The sequence below is a fragment of the Roseburia hominis genome, assembly GCA_040702975.1.
GTDB classification, from domain to species: Bacteria; Bacillota; Clostridia; order Lachnospirales; family Lachnospiraceae; genus Allocoprococcus; species Allocoprococcus hominis_A.
Genome location: CP159990.1, coordinates 3,685,350 through 3,705,617 on the forward strand (window position 1 = coordinate 3,685,350; position 20,268 = coordinate 3,705,617).

Sequence of the window (20,268 nt, forward strand, 5' to 3'; positions counted from 1 at the left end):
TGGCAACCAAGATGAAGGTTTGTTTAGCAATGAAAAGGCTGCTGTATGGTGACCGAGAACATCGGTATCATACAGCAGCTATATTTTTTCTATATTTCTTCCATCATTCTTTTCGTAAATAAAATGTCATGGTTGATCGTCTTATAGAAGCCTTTTCGGATCTCATCCTCCGACAGATTCTCCCGTCCCATCAGCCACATCAGCTTCGTGATGACCGCTTCCAGCGTCATATCGTATGCCTCAATCAGATTAAAATCCTGTTTGACACGCTTGCCCACCTCGTAAACAGTCATATTGCTGCCCTCGTTGGCCACCTGGGTCGTCATCACCACGAATTTGCCCTGCTCCGCCCATTTTTCCATCTCCTGATAGAACGCTTTTTCCAGCGTCTGCGGGATGCCGCCCACTCCAAAGCTCTCGATTACCAGACAGTCATAATGTTCAAACAGATAGGGCAAAATGTCTGGTTTCATTCCCGGAATCAGCTTCAACACGCACACGCTGTCTTTCATGTCGTAGTAAAAACGTACACGCCCCCGGCACGGAATCTCCGGAATATAGCGCACCAGCATCCCGTCCTGGATCACCGCCGGATACGGGAAATTGATACTGGAAAATGCATTGTAGCTCTTCGCCCTCTCCTTTTTCGCACGGGTCCCCACGATTACTTTCCCGTCAAATACGATATTTACATTCTGTGACTCATCGTCTGCCGCGTAGATAAAGCTGTCCAGAAGGTTCGTCTTCGCATCTGTCACATCCATATTGATCGGCTTCTGCGCCCCTGTGATCACGATCGGTTTCCTGGAATCCTGAATCATATAGGACAGAGCCGCCGCTGTATAGGCCAGCGTATCCGTTCCATGGCAAATAACAAAACCATCATATCTGTCATATTTTTCTTCCAGAACTTCCACGATCCTCTTCCAATTCTCCGGCCCCATGTTGGTGCTGTCCAGATTGCAGACTTGGAGCGTATCCACCTCGCACACGTCCTTCACCGCCGGAATGTACGACAAAATATCTTCCGGTGAAAGTCCCGGCGCCAGCCCATGACCGGTCTGTTTGGACGCGATCGTACCGCCGGTTCCTAACATCAGTATCTTCTTCAACTTTCTTCCTCCTTACTGCCTCTCATTCCCGGCGCCTCTCTTCGTGCGCCGCCTTCTTTCGGATATCCTTCTATTCACCGAAATTCTTCTCAATTAATCTACAATACTCCTGATAAGCGGGAAGCTCTTCAAATGCGTCTTCCAGCGCATCTCTGACCCCCTTATAATACCAGCCGATGGTATTCTTATCCTTCATGCGGAAACGATTCCAGAGTTCTTCGCCTAACACCGGATAGTCCCTGTCGATATCCCGTATGTTGGAGAGCTTGTCCGCAAGTCCGATCATCTGCACCTCGCGGGGCGCATGCTTAATAAATTCTATCGTCGCACTTTTGCGTTCGAGCCAGGTCTTAGACTTATCCTCACTGTCCTGCACAACAAACGATGCTACTCTCGGGGAAAATTTTTCTGCAAGCACTTCTGCAGTCACACCTTCGCAGTCTTCGATGGTGTCATGTAAAATTGCCGCACTGATGATTTCCTCATCCTGGGTCATGGAAGAGACGATGTCCCCCACCTCTACCGGGTGCACAATATACGGGCGTTTCGTCCCCTTACGAAACTGCCCGTCATGTACTTTGGTTGCAAACTCAATGGCCCTGTTTACCATGTCATTTCTCCTCATATTCAGTGTATTGTTTTCCCTGCCGCAGCCTGATCCCCTATCAGACTATAGCTACTTTTTCTCTTTATTTATCATATCACCTGACCTTCCAAATCACAAGAATTTACATGTATTTTTCCTACATTTTTCTAAAAGAAATGAATTTTATTTTACTATGCCGGATTCTCAGAAAAATTTATTGTGTCCCCCTGGTTTCCACTCCTTTTGTTATGTTGCTTTCCCGAAATATGGCGTGTATAATAAGGGATAGAATTAAAATTTCTGTTCCTATTTTATTATGCAAAAGGAGATTTCTGTTATGCATTTCCATAAGAAAACTGTGTTAGTTACCGGAGCTTCCCGCGGAATCGGGAAAGCCTGTGCATTACTATTTGCCGAAAAAGGCTATCATGTATTTCTGAACTGCCGCACTTCCCGCAAAGAGGTGGAAGCGGTAAAAGCAAAAATTGAAAACAATATACCTTATGGTTCCTGTGAAATCGTTATGGGAGATATAGGTAATCCCAATGATGTGCGAAAGATATTCGGGACAATCCATCTGACCTGCCAAGGTCTTGACGTGCTGATAAACAATGCCGGAATTGCTTATATGGGGCTTCTGTCAGATATGACGGACGAGGAATGGAACCGAATGCTTCAGACGAACCTCTCCTCCGTTTTCTACTGCTGCCGCGAGGCAATTCCGCATATGGTCTCGGTAAAACGCGGACGGATCATCAATATCTCCTCCATGTGGGGCACGGTGGGCGCCTCCTGCGAAGCCGCCTACTCTGCCGCCAAATCCGGCATCCACGGCCTGACCCGCGCGCTCGCAAAGGAACTGGCACCCAGCAATATTCAGGTGAATGCCGTCGCCTGCGGGGTAATCGATACCACCATGAACGACCTGCTTGACGCCGAAGAAAAGGCCGCTCTCGCAGACGAGATTCCCGCCGGACGTTTTGGAACTCCAGAGGAGGTCGCCCATCTGGTGTGGGATATGGCAAATGCTCCTGCCTATGTGACAGGGCAAATTGTGGGGATCGATGGGGGGTATATTTAAGATAGGCCGAGAAAATCCAGCCTTTACAAAACACAAATTTCTGTAAAAGCTGGATTTCTATTTTCTCCATCCGCCCGCAAACGCCTCGCTAAGTGTTCATACTATAGTCCCGGATGCCATACAAAGTGACATGACCGCCGCGCATAGCAGGATCAATACCAAATATTTCCTCACCTTATCCCCTCCACTTCCCGGCTTGTCCTCCTGCCGGCACCCGAAATTCTACTTTCAGCCACCGATAGAATCCGCCCATTTCTATTCCCCTTATATCAATAATATATGTGGAAGGTCATGATAAAATGACTATTATCTGAAAAATGTAATTTTTCTTTTGCCATCTATGGTTTACTTAATTCCAGTTCGACATCAAAGCAATATTTACTTGCCTCATAAGTAAGTATCATGTATTCAATCAACTTTCCCTGGTTGTCATATGCCCTACGCTCTATCTGCAAAACAGGCGCATTGACCGGAATATTTAATATCTCTGCCAGCTCCTCCGTAGCGCCTGCCGCCCGGATAATCTGTCTTCCATGTCCAAGAGTAATCCCAAGTTTATTCTGGTAGACCCAATATACAGTCTTTTTCTCAACTTCATCTTTTGAGATCGAACCATAATACTTTCCGGGCAGATACATATCGGCACAGGCAACCGCAACTCCATTGACCGCTACCGCCCTTCGGATAAACAGAACCTGCTCTCCCAACTGCTCCCTCGTCTTTTCGTCCAGCCATTCCGGCGTATCCTGCAGCTCAAATATCGGCACGTACACTTCATTCCCCATATTCAAGCTGCTCATGATATTACTGATTCCGGTCAGATTCTGCAATGGATCTGCGATTGGAGCTCTGCGGACATACGTACCCTTCCCCCTGCGGCTCTCCACCAGTTCCTCTTCCTCTAACATCTCCATCGCTTTTCTGATCGTAATCAGACTGACGGAAAATCTCTCTGCCAGTTGAGACTGAGTCTCCATACAGCCATTCGTGCCATAGCGGTTAGATAGTATGTCTCTTTTCAGTTCATTAGCAATCTGGACGTATAACGGCGTAGACACATTTTTATCAACCATTTATTTTATTCTCCCAATTCTTTTGTTATTATTGCAAAATTCTCCAGGAAACCCTGTATCTGCTCTTCCATAATAACATACGGAGGTTTAAAATACAAAATTTTTCCAGTATGTCCTACTAAATATCCCTTCTTTTTTAATGCCTGAAATACCTGGCGGCAATACTCTTCCTCATAGAATTCAATGGCCGCAACAAGCCCGATTCCCCGACATTCCCGAATCCTAGCATGATCCCGGAATCTTCGAATCCCCGTCTGCAAACATGCTCCCGCCTTCTGAATGTGTGTCAGAAGACCCTGTTCTAACTGTCTGTATACTTCGCACGCCGCCGCACACGCCACCGGGTCGTCTCCCGCACCTCCCGAAAGCGCCGGAAGTGCTTCTTCAGGCGGTCTTTCCTTCACTAAAACAGCCGCAATATGCATTCCATTTCCCAATGCTTTTCCAAGAAGCAGAATATCCGGTTCCAGCTTTTCCTTTTGGTAACAGTACATTTCGCCGGTGCGCCCCATACCGGTCTGGATCTCATCTACAATAAAAAGCATTCCCTTCTCATGCGCCCAGTCCTGGAGGCGTTTCAGATACCCCACAGGCGGAATCCGGATCTCCGCCCCCTGATATGGCTCCACGATCACCGCCGCTGCGTCCTGAGCAGAGGCCATTTTATAGATGCCCTCTGCCATCTGCATGCACTCCTGCGTACACTCACCGTTTACCTTCCTCGCTTTGCATGCCGCACAATCCGGATATGGTAAATGAATCACACCGGAAGCTAACGGGCCATACCCCTTTTTCCGCTTGGGAAGCCCGGACATGGACCCACTCAAATACGTCCTTCCATGAATGCTATTCCAAAAAGAAAATACTTCCGTACTTCCGGTCATCTTTTTTGCCAAACGCACAGCACACTCTACCGCCTCAGACCCCGATGCCGTCAGATGGGCCGCTTCAAAATATCCATCTGTCGTCTCATCAAAATACTGATATAACCTCTCTTTATAGCAAGTCATATTGCCCGTCAGTGAGGTACACCCCTGGAACGCCTCCGCCATCGCTGCTTCAAATTCTTTATTTCCCTGCCCCAGCACTAAGCGCATCTCATTCATGTCAACAAAACAGTTTTCATCTTTGTCGTAAAATGCCGCCCCTTCGGCACGGACATACTGATCAGCCTCTGTCAATTTCAGAGGACTTAACAGATCATATTCCTTATAAGACTTCATGTTTTCCCCCTTCACAGCCTTTCTCTTTCTTCATCGGGATAAATGTCTCCAGAAAATTACAGATATCCTGAACCTGCGCATTCAGAATCTTTTCTCCTTTTTCCTTCGTCGCCAAACAGCTGTTCCCATTAGTGCCGCAAGGCGTGTCCATACGATTCGGCACAAATGCGATACGCCTTCCATTAGAGATACTTCCCGGATACGCACTCGTATACTCCTCCGTCGTATACTCCATATGCACCAGATTCTCCCGCACATACAGCATGGTAGAAGTCTCCTCCTCATCACCATGGCCGCCTTTTTTCTGCTCGCAGATCACATCTGAAACCGATCTTCCAAGCTGAGTAACGTCCGTGACTGCCACAGTAACATCATACCTGTTCAGCATGTCTCTTGCCATATAGCAAAGAGGCGGGTGGGTAGATACTCCACCATCGATAATCAAAAACTTCCAGACTCCGAATCGGATAAAATTCTTCAGAATCTCTTCTACAAAATCCGTAAACTCTCTCTGGCCGACACTGATTGAGCCTTTCCACTCTACAAATGCCGGAAAATACGCATAAGGCAGAGTCGGAAGCGTGATCACATCACATTTTTCCGTAATCTGTTTTGCCGTCCAGTCTACCGTATAGTAATCCGTTCCCATCGGAAGATGATTTCCATGCTCCTTAGAACCTCCCCCGATTGGCAATACCACGACCGTATCTTCCGTAAGCAAAGGCTGCACCTGCCCATATGTCAATTCCTGTATAAAATGTCCCATTTTGTTCCTCCCTTATACCAACCTCATTAAACTCTATGTTCCTCAAACCATTTAATAGCTTCTGCTACCGCCGGCGTCTCTATCTCATTGGCCCGGATCATCTCCGGATTTTCTCTTAACATCGCAAGCATGACCGCACCTCCTATTCCAGTTCGTTCAGTTCTTTGACCCGGTGACATGCCACAAAATGTCCCGGACATACCTCTTCTAACTGCGGCGCACGATTTCTGCATTCTTCTGTTGCATACAGACATCTGGGCGCGAAACGACAGCCCGGCTTCGGGTCGATTGGTGAAACAATTTCACCTTTCAGCACGATACGTTTTGGGCGGTTATCAATATTGATCGTCGGAATCGCAGAAAGCAGCGCTTTAGTATACGGGTGAAGCTGCCTGCTAAACAATTCTTTTCGATCGCACATCTCCACCATATTTCCCAGATACATAACACCGATATCATTTGCAATATGCTTTACCACACTTAAATCATGCGTGATAAAAATATAGGTCAATTTCTTTTCTTCCTGAAGATCCATCATCAGATTCAGAATCTGCGCCTGAATGGATACGTCAAGTGCGGAAACCGGCTCATCACAAACTACAAATCTGGGCTCCAAAGCCAGCGCTCTTGCAATACCAATCCTCTGCCTTCTTCCTCCGTCCAGCTCATGGGGATAAGAATTGGCAAGGCGTTTTGCAAGTCCCACGGTTTCCATGATTTTATCCACCCTCTGATTAAGCTCCGCTCTTTTCATTCCTTTCTCGTAATTCCGGAGAGGCTCCAGAATCGCCTCGGATACCGTCATACGTGGATTCAGCGAGGAAAACGGGTCCTGGAAAATCATCTGCACATTTTTGCGAAACTGCTTTACCTCCGAATGCTTCAGATTCGTTACGTCTTTTCCTTCAAACAGTACCTGTCCGCCGGTGGCACTTAAAAGCTGCACCACAACGCGCCCCAGCGTGGATTTACCGCAGCCACTTTCCCCTACAATTCCAAGAGTTTTTCCTTCCTCGACAGCAAAATTCACTCCGTCCACAGCATGTAACATACCTTTTGGAGTTTTGAAATATTTTTTCAAGTCCTTTACTTCCAGTATCGTGCTCATCTAACGGCTTCCCTCCTTTGCGGTATGATGGCACCGGACAGAATGCTCCCCGGACACCACCTCTAATTGCGGTAGTTCCATGCGGCACTGATCCGTTGCATGGCTGCACCTGTTCGCGAACGGACAGCCTGTAATTTCCACGGTAGCATCCGGAACCATCCCCGGAATCGGCGTCAGACGCTCCACATCATTTTCCAGATCAGGAATCGAACCAAACAGCCCGATCGTATATGGGTGCATCGGACTCTTGTAAATATCCCGCAGCGTCCCATACTCCATGATCATGCCGGAATACATGATGGCCACCTTATCACACATCTCAGACACCACACCCAGGTCATGTGTGATCAAAATCGTAGATGTTCCCATCTCCGATTTGAGCTTCTTCATAAGTTCCAGAATCTGCGCCTGAATGGTCACATCCAGCGCCGTGGTCGGTTCGTCCGCAATCAGCAGCTCCGGATTACAGGCAAGTGCAATAGCGATCACGACCCTCTGCTTCATTCCACCTGAGAACTGGTGCGGATACTCTCCACTCCTCTCGGCTGGGATTCCCACCGTCTCCAGCGTCGCTTTGGCCTTCTCCATCGCTTCTTTGCGGCTGCATTTTTCATGCAATTTGATAACTTCTGCAATCTGCTCCCCCACGGTAAGAATCGGATTCAAAGAAGTCATAGGATCCTGAAAGATCATCGAAATCGCCTTGCCGCGGATTTCCCGCATGGCCGCCTCCCCAATCTTCAGAAGATTGATCTCGTTAAATGTAATCTCCCCCGCCTCAATCCTTCCCTGCGGATTCGGAAGCAGGCGAAGGATTCCAAGTGCTGTCGTCGTCTTTCCTGCCCCAGTCTCTCCCACAAGTCCCAGACATTCGCCCTTTTCCATACTGATATCCACCCCGTTCACTGCATGAACCAGCGCATCATCAGTCTTATATTTAATCACCAGATTTTTAATCTCTAATTGTTTTCCCATATGCTCACCTCTTATCTCTTCATACGCGGGTCAAGGGCATCTCTGAGTCCGTCGCCGATCATATTCAGCGCCAGCACCAAAAGTACAATCGCAATACCCGGGAATACGACCAGATGCCAGTATTGCTGCATATATCCACGCCCGGCGGCAAGCATAGAGCCCCATTCCGGCTGCGGTGCCTGCACACCAAGCCCCAGGAAGCTAAGAGAAGCCGCATTTAAAATTGCAAGCCCCATACTTAAGGTCACCTGCACGATGATATTCGGCAAAATATTAGGCAGAATATGCCTAAGTATGATTCGCACATCGGAGCACCCGGAAAGTCTTGCCGCCTCAATATATTCCTGATCCCGAATTGAAAGAATGGAGGCACGGACAATTCTCGCAAAAGACGGCACGGACGAGATACCGATTGCAATCATCAGATTCCGCATACCGGTTCCCAGAACAGACGCGATCACGATTGCAAGCAGTACGCTGGGGATTGCCATCATAACGTCCACCAGTCTCATGATAATCGTGTCCACCTTGCCTCCGTAGAAGCCGGAAATACAGCCCAGAATACTTCCCAGGATCACAGAGATTCCTACCGAAACGAAGCCGATCTGAAGCGAAATCCTGGCCCCATATATGATTCTGCTGAAAATATCCCTCCCCAGATTATCCGTTCCTAAGATGTGCTCCCTGCATGGAAACAGGAAAATCTGATCCAAATGCTGTTCTGCGTATCCGTAGGGTGCGATCACCTTTGCAAAGACCGCCGACAAAATGAACAGTGCCATGATAACAAGCCCCAGAATAGCAAGCCGGTTCTTTCGGAGACGATGCCAGGCATCTCCAAACATTCCTCTGTTTTTCACTGTTTTTTCCACTACGCCTCACCCCTCTTCTCTTTCTTTTTCCCCTTATACATAGAAGAAATACGAGGATCAATAAAACCATAAATAATATCAATGAGAAGATTGACAACTCCATAGATCACTGCAATAAAAATAACGCCGCCCTGAACGACCGGTATATTTTTGATCGAGCAGGCATCTACCAGGAGCTTGCCCATTCCCGGAATCGCAAAAATCGTCTCTATTACAAATACTCCGCCAAGCATCTTCCCAAACTGCATTCCCATCAAGGTAACAACCGGAATCAACGCATTGCGCAGTGCATGTTTTCCTATAATAATGTTTTCTTTCAGTCCTTTTGCTCTGGCTGTACGGATATAATCCTGACGGATCACTTCCAGCATATTGGAACGTGTCGTTCTCATAATCCCGGCAATACAGCCCATTCCTGTGGCAAGAATCGGAAGAATCATATATTCCACCCCATACCAGCCGGATGCCGGAAGCCAGCCTAATTTCTGCGTAAATACAATGATCAACATCAGTGCAAACCAGAATTCCGGCATGGCCAGGAAAATCAAGGCCAGCACACTGGACGCATTATCTAATAATCCGTATTGATGGCACGCAGATACCATCCCCAATGGAATCCCGATCAGTGCCGCCAGCAGCGTACTGAATATGGCAAGCTGCAGCGTGATCGGAAAACGATCTTTAATCTCTGTCAGGACTGGACGACGGTTGACATAAGATACGCCAAAATCAAACTTTGTAACTATTTTTCCTATGTAGCTGACAAACTGAGTTGGCAGCGGATCATTCAGCCCCATCTCATCCCGCATTTCATCGACTTCTTCCTGGGTAGCCATATCCCCCAGGACCGTTCGGATCGGGTCATTGGGCGACAATCGCAGAATCATAAATACTACGAAAACCACACAAATGATTACGGGAATCATCATCAATATTCTTCGTAAAATATACTTTCCCATACATTTTCCCCTTTTTCGTCTATCATCTGTATTTGCTTTTTTAATAGTCAAAGGGCCCTTGACTGAGAGTATGATATCCAAAAGCCCTTTGTTCTTAAGTATGCCTATTCTGTAAATTTAACTTTCGTAAAATCCGGGCTCTGCGTCGGTAAAATTACAAGACCAGAAACATTGTTCCTGTACGCGTAGAATCTGGAGCCCACATTCAGACCAACCGTTACACACTCATCTGCCAGTAATTTCTGAAGATCCTCTCCGGCTTTATTACGCGCATCCTTGTCCATTTCGGAATTGATCACTTCAATCAGCGCGTCCGCTTCTTCGTTTGCATAGAACGAACGGTTGCCGCCTGAACCGAATTCATTGGAATCAAATGCGCCAAATGCTTCACTCATATCACCTGACGGAATGGTCCAGCCTCCGATATACATCTCCTGCTTTCCATTTACCAATGCATCCAGCCAGTTCGAAAAATCGGTAATATTCAACTTCACTTCAATCCCAATCTCACTTAAGTACGCCTGAATCATCTCCGCCTCTGCCTGACGTGCATTGGAGATCAGCGTGCAGGAGAAACCATCCGGATAACCAGCCTCAGCCAGCAGCTTCTTCGCTTTTTCCACATCGTAGCCCTGATATTCACTTTCTGCTTCGTAATAACCTTCTACCATTGGCGGCAGGAAAGATTTGGCAGTCTCAGCCAGCCCATAATTGGCAGCTTCTACGATTGCATCACTGTCAATGGCAAGTGAAATCGCCTGACGAACCTTAACATTATTAAATGGCTCTACACTACAATTATAAGAAATAAAGCTGGTATTCAGGATTGGCTGCGTCAAAACAGTCACATCTTTTTCCTTCTCAACAGTCTCAATCTCTGCAACCGTGATCTGTGCCACGTCTACTCCACCGGACTGCACCTCCACGGCTCTTGTAGTTGCTTCCGGAATGTAACGAAGCATCAAAGTTTTAAAGTTCAAGCTTCCGCCCCACCATTTCTCATTGGCTTCCATCTTGATATAATCTCCGCTCTTCCACTCTACGAACTTAAACGGCCCTGTTCCAATCGGCTTTTCTGCATATCCCTCCGGGTCTGCTTCCATTGCTGATTTACACACGATACCGGAAATATCGATGGCGCAACAGTTAAGAAATGCCGGATATGGACTGCTAAGTGCCAGCACGACCGTGTTCTCGTCTTCCACTTTGGAATTTGCGATATCGACCGGTCCGATTGTACTTGATGTAGCGGAGGACTCCACACATTTTTCAAATGTATAAAGCACATCGTCCGCTGTCAGTTTCTCACCATTATGGAAATACACATCGTCCCGCAGTTTAAAGCGGTAATGTGTATCATCAATCACTTCCCAGGACTCGGCTAATCCCGGCTGAAGATTCATATCACTGTCCGCTGTGAGCAGCTTTTCATAAATCTGGGAACAGATGTAAGAGGTACCGGTATCGTTCGATTCATACGGAATCAAAGCAGCCGGTTCCATACTGACTGCAACGGTCAGCGTATCCTGACCTGCCTCTTTGCTGCTGTCTGTTTCTGATTTTTCCTTCCCTCCACAGGCAGCCAACGACAATACCATTGCCATTGCTGTCAAAATACATACAAGTTTCTTTTTCATCGTTTTGCCTCCTTTTTAAATATGATTGTTATCTACAACATTATAATATTATATAATGTTATATTCATGTTTTTTGAAAAACGCGCCTGAGCGCGATATTTCCTGCTTATAGCAGAAGGGCGCTTAAAAGAACTCATTCTCTGTAAGCACCCTTGCTTCTTTTTCTTTATTCTCAAGCAATCATCAAGCACTTTTATGTTCCATAAGTCACAAACCTGCAAAAATTCTCATAAAAAATTGCATCTCTTTCCCGCTCAGTCAGATTCGCCTTGAAAACCTGTTCAATCTGTTCCTCCATAATATCTTCTTTGCCTTCCGCATCCATAAAAAATGGAAAGTCTGAACCATACAGAATCCGCTCCGCCCCTACAAGCTCCACCGCCGCTTTGAGCACCTCCGGCTCTCGAATCGTCGACGTATCAAAAACAATATTGGCATATGACCGAAACTCCTGGAATACTGTGCGGCACATTGCCGTGTCCCGCCCTGCGCCACGCCCCATGTGGGCAATCTGGATCTTCAGTTTCGGAAACTGCTTTAAAATACTTTTCACATATTCAACTCGCCTGTCCTTCTGAGAATGCAAAAGAAGGATCAAACCATGCTCTTCCATAAGTTTGAAAATCTCACATTTTTCTTTCGTCAAAATGCTTTCATGAAGTACGATGTGTTCCTTCACTCCCACAATCTCTTTTACATGCTCTTCCAAAAATTCCAGCTGTTTTTCGTCTAACAATATGTATGGAAAATATTTTTCGGGATCTCTTTTTGCGTACTCGATGCACCTCATACTTTCCTGCTTTCGTTCATGTTCACGGAAAACCGAAGGAACCAGCACGGTTTTATCAATGTTATGTTTTTTTAACTGCGCCTCATAGTCCCCCATTTCCTGAAATTGCACGGTTTGGTAACATGGAACCCTATTTCTAAGAGAAGATGATGCCACGATACACTCCATCTCAACAGGATCTCCATAATGTAAATGCGAATCACATATCATAACACACCCTCCTGTTTATGTCACTTTTACACGTTAATATAATCACTTATAAAGTTTATAACATTATATAATATTATATTCTGCATTTCAACATTTTTTTACATTTTTCTGCAAAATTCCAGATATTATCAAGAACTTCCCCGAATTATCACTCAGATATTTCCGAAATCCCTCACAAACTGTACTTTTCCTCAGAATTTGATGCTCCTATAGTGGTCATTGCCTGTTCTGCCGACATTCCTGGTTTTCTATTAAATTTTTAATCTCTTCTGACAATGTAAGAAAAATGTATGGCAGCCACTTTTGACTGCCATACATTTTCCTATCACCGAACCCGAATCCTCTGTCCGGCATATATTTTATTTGGATCTTTAATCCCGTTCAGCTCTGCCAGATATTTTACCGTAGTTCCATACCTAAGAGCGATCCCGCTCAAAGTATCGCCATATTTTATCGTATAATACACAGCCGTATTCCGGCTGCTTTTCGCGTAAGCGTCCCAGGCCTCAGGCGTTCCATAGAAAATATTAAGGTCCAGGTTACCATTGTACCCCGGAAGTCTTCCTGTCGATGAATACTGGTGTATTGCCATCACCGGAAAGGGGCTGACCCCGCCCGCTGCAAACCACGGATTTTCCTGATAGCCGGTCGGGTTGTTATCGGCATACTGTGCCACCCACAATCCATAATTCCCCGCGGCCACCGTCGTCCAGTTAAATGACCTTAGAGTCCTCCGACTCATATAAATCAAAGGACGCACGCTGGTCTTCTCATAGACCCGGTCCAGGAACCTGCGCGCCGGCACCGCTCCCTGGTCATAGATTGGATTCTGCGTCTGCTCCCAATCCAGAACCAGGATTGCCTCTCCGATATATCCCTCAATATTTCTCACAAAATAATCCGCTTCCGCTACCGGGCTTCTTCCGCTGAAATAATGGTAAACTCCTAATTTCTTTCCGAGACGTTTCGCCTGCTGATAGGCACGGTCGCAATCCGGATTGACGTACCCGGTCCCCTGCGTCGCCTTTATGATCACAAAACTACACGGCACCCTGCTTAAATCAATGCCACTCTGCCAGCCGGAAATATCGATTCCATTCATGCTCATATTCTTTCACTTCCTCACGTTCCACGATTCTTCTGTCCGTCGGGGCAGACGCCCCGATTTAATCCCCAGCATATGTTCTGCCATGAGATGTCCCGCACAAAATACAGTGCGCGCAGGATACCTCATGACTTATTTTACTATATGCTTCCGGTCAGAATTCGTTCGCGAAAACAAAGCAAGCCGAAAACATGTCAGATCACGAAGCTGTAGGAGTGAATACCATAAATACAGTTAAGCAGTAAAGATTCACACAGACATTTCCCCTGCCATCCTACCTCAAATCCAACTCAATCGGACAGTGATCCGAGCCCAATACCTCTGTCAGGATCTTTGCGTCTACGAGCCGGTCCTTGAGCGCCTCCGATACGCAGAAATAGTCGATGCGCCACCCCGCGTTCTTCTCTCTTGCCTTAAACTGATAAGACCACCAGGAATAGATTCCCTCCTGATCCGGGTAAAAGTAACGATACGTATCACTAAACCCATTTTCCAGAAGAACCGAGAACTTCTCCCTCTCCTCGTCCGTAAAACCGGCATTCTTGCGGTTTGTCTTCGGATTCTTCAGATCGATCTCCTTGTGCGCCACATTCAGATCTCCACAGAAAACCACCGGTTTCCTCTCCTCCAGTTTTTTCAGATATGCCAGGAACGCCTCTTCCCACTCCATACGGTACGGCAGTCTTGCCAGTTCGTTCTGCGAATTCGGCGTATACACCGTGACAAAATAGAAATCTTCAAATTCCAGCGTGATCACACGTCCTTCCTGATCATGTTCCTTTACACCGATTCCGTATGCCACGCTAAGCGGCTCTTTCTTCGTAAATACCGCCGTCCCGGAATATCCCTTCTTCACCGCATAATTCCAATACTGATGGTAGCCCGGAAGCTTAAGGTCAAGCTGGCCCGCCTGCATCTTCGTCTCCTGAAGGCAGAAAATATCCGCATCTGCTTCCCTGAAAAAATCCAAAAATCCTTTCTGCACACAGGCGCGGATTCCGTTCACATTCCATGATATAAATTTCATTGTCTCTTTCCTCCCTGTAATATCTACAAATAATCATTGTCTTCCTGCTCTGGAAGCCAGGCAGGGAGGCCCTTACCAGAACCTCCCCTGCACGATTTCTATCTGTTCTTATTATAAATAACCCGAAGTCCCTTTAGTAGCAGATCATCGTCCTGAATAATATGCTTCCGGCAATGCGGCACGATCACCTTCGCCAGCCCTCCGGTAGCGATCGAAGTCGCCGGTCTCCTAAGCTCGCTCTCGATCCGCTCGATAATTCCGTCAAGGCATGCAGCATTTCCGTAAATCACGCCACTCTTCATACACTCCACCGTGTTCTTCCCGATGATCCGTTTCGGCGCTTCCAGACTGATTCCCTGAAGCTGGGAAGCATTCGCCGTAAGCGCATTCAGAGAGGTGTTGATCCCCGGGAAAATCATTCCGCCTATATAATTCTTCTTCTCATCTACCACGCAGACCGTAGTCGCCGTCCCCAGATCAAAGATAATCAGCGGCGGCTCATACTCCGCAATTCCCGCGACAGCGTCCGCCACCAGGTCACTTCCTAATTGCGCCGGGTTGTCCATCAGGATATTCAGTCCCGTCTTCACTCCCGGTCCGACCACCACCGTTTCTTTCTTGATGATCTTTTCCGTGGCAATTTTTACCACATTTGTAATCTGCGGCACAACCGAACTAATAATCGCTCCTTCCAGCTTTGCCGGATTGATTCCATGAATGTCCAGCACCATCTTGATGTCAATGGCATATTCCAGCTCCATCTTTGTTTTGATCGTGGAAAGCCGCTCTATAAAATAACTTTTTTTATCGTCCACACAGCCAAGGACAATATTCGTATTTCCAATGTCAATCGCTAAAATCATTTCAAACCTACACTCCTAATCTTTCCTGTACGCCTCTGCGCATCAGTGTTTTCCCCAAAATCAGCGTGATGATCGCTGCCACGACCGCCTCCGGCACCCCGTTGATTCCGATGATGCCCATAATAAATCCATAAACCGCCTTTACGCTCACGCCATTCGCAGCCGCATAGGATTCGCGGAAAAACAGGAAAATCAGGTTCATGACCAGCAAGGTATTGGTAAGCGCTCCTGAAAGTCCCGCCGCGACAAGGCCTGCAGAGGAAACGCCGTCATTCTTACTCAGCTTCTTAACCAGATGATATACATAGAACGGCACGACTCCGATCAGAATACGCGGCACGAAACAGATGATCACACTACCGATTCCTCCGCTGTACTCACCCAGACTATAAAATGGCGTAAATACAAAAGAGGTCAGCGTGGGATTCATCGTGTTATTAATGAAACTGGTCAGGCCAAACACGCCGCCTAACACTGCACCTTTCTTCGGTCCCAGCATCAGCGCTCCGATGATGACCGGTATATGGATAATCGTTGCTCTTGTAAATCCCAGCGGTATATACCCGATAAACGGGGTAAATGCCAGTACGATGATCAGTGCCGAAAAAATAGCCATCTGCACTAACCCCTTTGTTTTTGACATAGATGTAGTTCGTTCACTCATATTTCTTCCTCCTGTTACTATTCTCTCATGAGATACAATACATTTGGTCTCAATATTTTTTCTCTAAATATCTGTTCCTACACAGCCCACACTGCGTCTCTCGGATTTCATTTTTCACGTAGCTTCTTTTCTTTACATCAACTCTAAGATCTTGTCCAGAATTCTTGCCGCCGTCTCTTCCTTGCTGATCAGCGGAAGGCTTGTCTCCTCCGTCTTCGTGATCAGCGTCATGCGGTTGGTGTCTCCCTGGAATCCGGCGCCCTCGTCTTTGAGATTATTTGCCGCGATCATATCCAGATTCTTTTTCATAAGCTTCGCCCTGGAATTTTCCACCATGTTCTCGGTTTCCATGGAAAATCCACACAGGAACTGACCGGGTCTTCTGTTTTCGCCCAGATATTTCAGTATATCATCAGTCCTCTCCATCTCAAGGATCAGCTCCCCGTCCGCTTTCTTCACCTTCTCGTCACTTACGAACTTCGGACGGTAATCAGCTACTGCCGCCGCCTTGCAGATAATATCTGCCTGACCGGCCTCGCGTTTCACCGCTTCAAACATATCCTTTGCCGTGATGACGGGAACGATCTTAACAAAAAGCGGCTTTGGAATCTCCGTCGGTCCCGTGATCAGCGTCACTTCGGCTCCTCTGGCCGCACACACGCGGGCAAGCGCGTATCCCATCTTCCCGGAGGAATGGTTGGTAATGTACCGCACCGGATCCATGGGCTCTCTTGTCGGACCCGCAGTGACAAGGACCCGCTTGCCGGTCATATCCTTCTCATAGGCAATCTGGTGATAAATGTGCTCATACAGGACCTCCGGTTCCGGCATCTTGCCGGCTCCAATATCGCCGCAGGCCAGATAGCCCTCCGCCGGCCGAATCACTTCATATCCATACTTCTCCAGCACCGAAAGGTTATCCTGCACCACCGGATTCAAATACATCTCCGTATTCATGGCCGGCGCAATAATCTTCGGACATTTCCGGCACGCCATCACCGTCGTGGTCAGCATATCATCTGCGATTCCATGCGCCAGCTTGCCGATCACATTCGCCGTAGCAGGCGCGATCATCACGACCTGGGCCCATTTCGACAGTGCGACATGCTCCACACTGAATTCAAAATTCCGGTCAAACGTGTCGACCAGACATTTGTGTTTCGTCAAAGTTTCAAATACAATAGGATTGATAAAATTCGTAGCATTCTGTGTCATAAGGACCTGTACGTCGTGGCCTTTTTTGACCAACATACTGGCAAGGGACGCTATCTTGTATGCCGCGATTCCGCCGGTCACCCCCAGCAATACCCTTTTTTTCTCGCTCACTTGTGTATCCTCCCAAATTTCTATTTTCCTGTCCTTCCCGGCCTTTCTCTGGCTTCAAAGCGGCCGGCCTGACTAAGCCTTCGCTTATCCGAGAATTTTCTTAAGCTCTGCCATGAAGGTCTCCACATCTTTGAACTCCCGGTAAACGGACGCAAATCTGACATAGGCGACCGGATCGAGGGCTTTGAGCCGTTCCATTACGATCTCCCCGATATCGCTGCTGGAGATTTCCTTTTCCTCCCGGCTGAAAATATCCGCCTCAATAGAATCAATTGTCTTCTGAATGTCTGCCGCAGAGACCGGTCTCTTATAGCATGCGCGCAATACGCCTCCCTCAATCTTGGCCCGGTCATACTGCTCTCGATTGTTATCCTTCTTAATAATAATCAGCGGAATCGTCTCCACCTTCTCATAAGTAGTAAAACGCTTGCTGCACGCATCGCAGGAACGTCTTCTTCTAATGGATGCCCCATCATCCGCCGGTCTGGAATCAATGACTCTGGTGTCAATATTCCCACAATATGGACATTTCATCTCGTATCCTCCTCATGTGACTTCTCAATTTTAATATCGTATTTTTGCCCTTTACCAATAGTTATGCCCAAAGGGCATCCCGTATGGCCATTCGGCCGTTTCATAAGGTATACCCATAGGGCACCCCGTATGGCCATTCGGCCGTTTCATAAGGTATAGTATAAATGACGGCTCATACCTTGTCAAATGAAATCCCGCTGACTTTTCTGTTTTATTATGTCTGCAGCTGCGGTTCCCCGGCACGCTTCCCGTTGCGCAGAAATGCCTTATTTGCAAGATTTCAAACATTTTTCCTCATTGATTTCTACTAAAATAATATCCGGCCCTACTTTTTTAATACATTCAAACGGAATCACATATTCGGAATCATACCCCAGAAAGCCGCAGATCTTTCCCGGCCCCGGAATAATGATCGCCTCCACACAGCCGCTACACAGATCCAGCAGCACATCGGTCACGCAGCCTAATCTTTTACAGTTACAGGTGTTAATGACCTCCCTCTCTCTCAGTTCGCAAAAACGAATCCATTCATTTTTCATCGCACATTTTCCTGCAGGTTCTTCTTATTTATACTATATGATACCGGGCACAAAAGGAATACAATGAACTCCTGACCATACCGCAAAAATAGCAGAACAGTAAGAGTTACATGAAACCCCTCCCGATATTTAGAAATAGTTTCGGTTTCTTAAGAAATTTCTTCGGTATTTTTCTTTGAAAACTCAGGTATCTATGCTATGATTGTGTGTGGAAATCCGGAAGATGTAATTGCGCAAAACCTTTTTCATTACTTCCGTTTTTCCCACTTCAAAAATAAGGAGTTACTCTCATGATTGCGTTGATACTTTCACCACTTTACCTGCTTTTGAATTTTTATCTTCTGCGCTGGCTGAACCACTGGATGGACGCCTGTCATTCTTTTCTGCGAAAAAAATGGGTACATATTCTGGTCGATATCATTTACCTCTTTATCTGTACCTCTCTGCTGAGCGCGTTTCTTCTACCCGCAGGGTCACTCAAGCGATTCCTGAAACTGCTGAGCAATTACTGGCTTGGCGTCTTATTATATACGATCCTGACGGTGGTCATTGCTGATCTGATTCGCCTGATTTTTAAGCACAGCAAAAAGATTTCACCGGAAAAGCTGCATTCCCGCAAAGTCTTCGTGACGGGCGGCGGAATCTGTCTGGCCGTGATCCTGACATTCAGTACATGGGGAATCATAAATGCCCGCCATATTCACACGACCCGCTATGATGTGACGATCGACAAACGGGCCGGCTCTTTGGATTCTCTTCGCGTGGTCCTGGTCGCCGACCTTCACCTGGGCTACAATATCGGCTGTTCACACATGGAAAGTATGGTAAATAAGATCAATGCCGAGAATCCGGATATTGTACTGATTGCCGGAGATATTTTCGATAACGAATACGAGGCCCTGGAGGACCCTGACAGGCTTTCTTCGATTTTGCGGGGAATCCAAAGTAAATACGGAGTATACGCCTGCTACGGGAATCATGATATTTCCGAGAAAATTCTGGCCGGCTTTACCTTTGGCGGAAAAAAGAAGAAAATGAGCGACCCGCGCATGGACACCTTCCTCGCCGATTCCGGAATCGCGCTGCTTCAGGACGAGGGTGTCCTGATCGACCAGGCATTCTATGTCTATGGCAGACCGGATTACCAGAGGCCGGGGCGCGGAATTACCTCGCGCAAGACACCGGAGGAAATCACATCTGATATGGACCATTCCAAGCCGATTCTTGTCATGGACCACCAGCCACGCGAGCTTCAGGAACTCTCCCAGGCCGGGGTGGATCTGGATCTGTGTGGGCACACCCATGACGGTCAGCTATTTCCGGGAAATCTGACCATAAAGCTGATGTGGGAAAATGCCTGCGGGTACCTGAAAAAGGGGGATATGCACAATATCGTCACTTCCGGAGTCGGACTGTTCGGACCGAATATGCGGGTCGGCACGAAAAGTGAGATCTGTTCGATTCAGGTGAACTTTGCTCCATAGGGAAATTTCGCTCCATATGTAAACCTCGCTTCATAGGGAGCCTATGCCCAAACCTCTTTCCGGACCATGTCCTCCAGCAACTGTATAGCTTCGGACTGCACAGTATAATGTCCATGATTTCCCCTAAGTTATAATTGCATTTTCCAGAGAAAAATACTATAATTTTTATATCTTAGCAAAATATCTTGCCGAGATGAAGGTCCACCGGACCTTCACTTAGGCATGCTTGGCAACCAAGATGACCTTAAAGGTCATTTTGCTTTTGGGGACGCTTTGTTGTAAGTGCCTCAAATTAGATCCTGACATGACAATATTCTGAGAAACCGAGGTAATG

20 protein-coding genes are annotated in these 20,268 nt (G+C 47.1%); 2 read left to right on the plus strand and 18 right to left on the minus strand.

Annotated elements, in window-relative coordinates; all coding sequences use genetic code 11:
- Window positions 1–89: 89 nt before the first annotated feature.
- The gene (locus ABXS75_17000; protein ID XCP84726.1) at window positions 90–1,112 is read right to left on the minus strand and encodes an asparaginase; all 1,023 of its coding nucleotides are present in this window, start codon (window positions 1,110–1,112) and stop codon (window positions 90–92) included.
- A 70-nt stretch (window positions 1,113–1,182) separates the two neighbouring features.
- Window positions 1,183–1,722 carry an HD domain-containing protein gene (locus tag ABXS75_17005; protein ID XCP84727.1) on the minus strand — a complete coding sequence of 180 codons (540 nt, stop codon included), beginning with the start codon at window positions 1,720–1,722 and terminating at the stop codon, window positions 1,183–1,185.
- Window positions 1,723–2,035: 313 nt separating this feature from the next.
- On the opposite strand from ABXS75_17005, the gene fabG reads away from it, so the two are divergent.
- The gene (fabG, locus tag ABXS75_17010; GenBank protein ID XCP84728.1) at window positions 2,036–2,779 is read left to right on the plus strand and encodes a 3-oxoacyl-ACP reductase FabG; all 744 of its coding nucleotides are present in this window, start codon (window positions 2,036–2,038) and stop codon (window positions 2,777–2,779) included.
- A gap of 338 nt (window positions 2,780–3,117) precedes the next feature.
- On the opposite strand, the gene ABXS75_17015 is transcribed toward fabG, so the two are convergent.
- The 16 genes from ABXS75_17015 to ABXS75_17090 form a co-directional block, all read right to left on the minus strand.
- A complete protein-coding gene (locus ABXS75_17015) occupies window positions 3,118–3,852 on the minus strand; it encodes a GntR family transcriptional regulator (GenBank protein XCP84729.1) in 735 nt (244 codons plus the stop codon).
- A gap of 5 nt (window positions 3,853–3,857) precedes the next feature.
- On the minus strand, window positions 3,858–5,075 hold the full coding sequence (locus ABXS75_17020; protein XCP84730.1) for an aspartate aminotransferase family protein: 1,218 nt from the start codon (window positions 5,073–5,075) through the stop codon (window positions 3,858–3,860).
- Window positions 5,062–5,841 carry a creatininase family protein gene (locus ABXS75_17025; GenBank protein ID XCP84731.1) on the minus strand — a complete coding sequence of 260 codons (780 nt, stop codon included), beginning with the start codon at window positions 5,839–5,841 and terminating at the stop codon, window positions 5,062–5,064. The genes ABXS75_17020 and ABXS75_17025 overlap by 14 nt, the downstream gene beginning before the upstream one ends.
- Window positions 5,842–5,983: 142 nt before the next feature.
- Window positions 5,984–6,949 carry an oligopeptide/dipeptide ABC transporter ATP-binding protein gene (locus ABXS75_17030; GenBank protein XCP84732.1) on the minus strand — a complete coding sequence of 322 codons (966 nt, stop codon included), beginning with the start codon at window positions 6,947–6,949 and terminating at the stop codon, window positions 5,984–5,986.
- Window positions 6,950–7,924, minus strand: coding sequence for an ABC transporter ATP-binding protein (locus ABXS75_17035; GenBank protein ID XCP84733.1), 975 nt, complete (start codon window positions 7,922–7,924; stop codon window positions 6,950–6,952). It lies immediately after the preceding gene.
- Window positions 7,925–7,935: 11 nt separating this feature from the next.
- Window positions 7,936–8,769 carry an ABC transporter permease gene (locus ABXS75_17040; GenBank protein ID XCP87185.1) on the minus strand — a complete coding sequence of 278 codons (834 nt, stop codon included), beginning with the start codon at window positions 8,767–8,769 and terminating at the stop codon, window positions 7,936–7,938.
- A 26-nt stretch (window positions 8,770–8,795) separates the two neighbouring features.
- On the minus strand, window positions 8,796–9,755 hold the full coding sequence (locus tag ABXS75_17045) for an ABC transporter permease (protein ID XCP84734.1): 960 nt from the start codon (window positions 9,753–9,755) through the stop codon (window positions 8,796–8,798).
- Window positions 9,756–9,859: 104 nt separating this feature from the next.
- Window positions 9,860–11,392, minus strand: coding sequence for an ABC transporter substrate-binding protein (locus tag ABXS75_17050; protein ID XCP84735.1), 1,533 nt, complete (start codon window positions 11,390–11,392; stop codon window positions 9,860–9,862).
- Window positions 11,393–11,585: 193 nt separating this feature from the next.
- Window positions 11,586–12,392 carry an amidohydrolase family protein gene (locus tag ABXS75_17055; GenBank protein XCP84736.1) on the minus strand — a complete coding sequence of 269 codons (807 nt, stop codon included), beginning with the start codon at window positions 12,390–12,392 and terminating at the stop codon, window positions 11,586–11,588.
- 325 nt (window positions 12,393–12,717) lie between these two features.
- A complete protein-coding gene (locus ABXS75_17060) occupies window positions 12,718–13,500 on the minus strand; it encodes a GH25 family lysozyme (GenBank protein XCP84737.1) in 783 nt (260 codons plus the stop codon).
- Between the two features lie 271 nt (window positions 13,501–13,771).
- Window positions 13,772–14,524 (minus strand): exodeoxyribonuclease III, encoded by a 753-nt coding sequence (locus ABXS75_17065; GenBank protein XCP84738.1) that lies wholly within the window; start codon window positions 14,522–14,524, stop codon window positions 13,772–13,774.
- A gap of 98 nt (window positions 14,525–14,622) precedes the next feature.
- Window positions 14,623–15,387, minus strand: coding sequence for a type III pantothenate kinase (locus ABXS75_17070; protein XCP84739.1), 765 nt, complete (start codon window positions 15,385–15,387; stop codon window positions 14,623–14,625).
- 7 nt (window positions 15,388–15,394) lie between these two features.
- Window positions 15,395–16,051, minus strand: coding sequence for an ECF transporter S component (locus tag ABXS75_17075; GenBank protein ID XCP84740.1), 657 nt, complete (start codon window positions 16,049–16,051; stop codon window positions 15,395–15,397).
- A 132-nt stretch (window positions 16,052–16,183) separates the two neighbouring features.
- Window positions 16,184–17,377 carry a bifunctional phosphopantothenoylcysteine decarboxylase/phosphopantothenate--cysteine ligase CoaBC gene (coaBC, locus tag ABXS75_17080; protein XCP84741.1) on the minus strand — a complete coding sequence of 398 codons (1,194 nt, stop codon included), beginning with the start codon at window positions 17,375–17,377 and terminating at the stop codon, window positions 16,184–16,186.
- A gap of 84 nt (window positions 17,378–17,461) precedes the next feature.
- The gene (gene nrdR / locus ABXS75_17085) at window positions 17,462–17,911 is read right to left on the minus strand and encodes a transcriptional regulator NrdR (protein ID XCP84742.1); all 450 of its coding nucleotides are present in this window, start codon (window positions 17,909–17,911) and stop codon (window positions 17,462–17,464) included.
- A gap of 266 nt (window positions 17,912–18,177) precedes the next feature.
- A complete protein-coding gene (locus ABXS75_17090; protein ID XCP87186.1) occupies window positions 18,178–18,435 on the minus strand; it encodes a YlmC/YmxH family sporulation protein in 258 nt (85 codons plus the stop codon).
- Between the two features lie 305 nt (window positions 18,436–18,740).
- On the opposite strand from ABXS75_17090, the gene ABXS75_17095 reads away from it, so the two are divergent.
- Window positions 18,741–19,934 (plus strand): metallophosphoesterase, encoded by a 1,194-nt coding sequence (locus ABXS75_17095; protein ID XCP84743.1) that lies wholly within the window; start codon window positions 18,741–18,743, stop codon window positions 19,932–19,934.
- The last annotated feature ends 334 nt before the right edge of the window (window positions 19,935–20,268 follow it).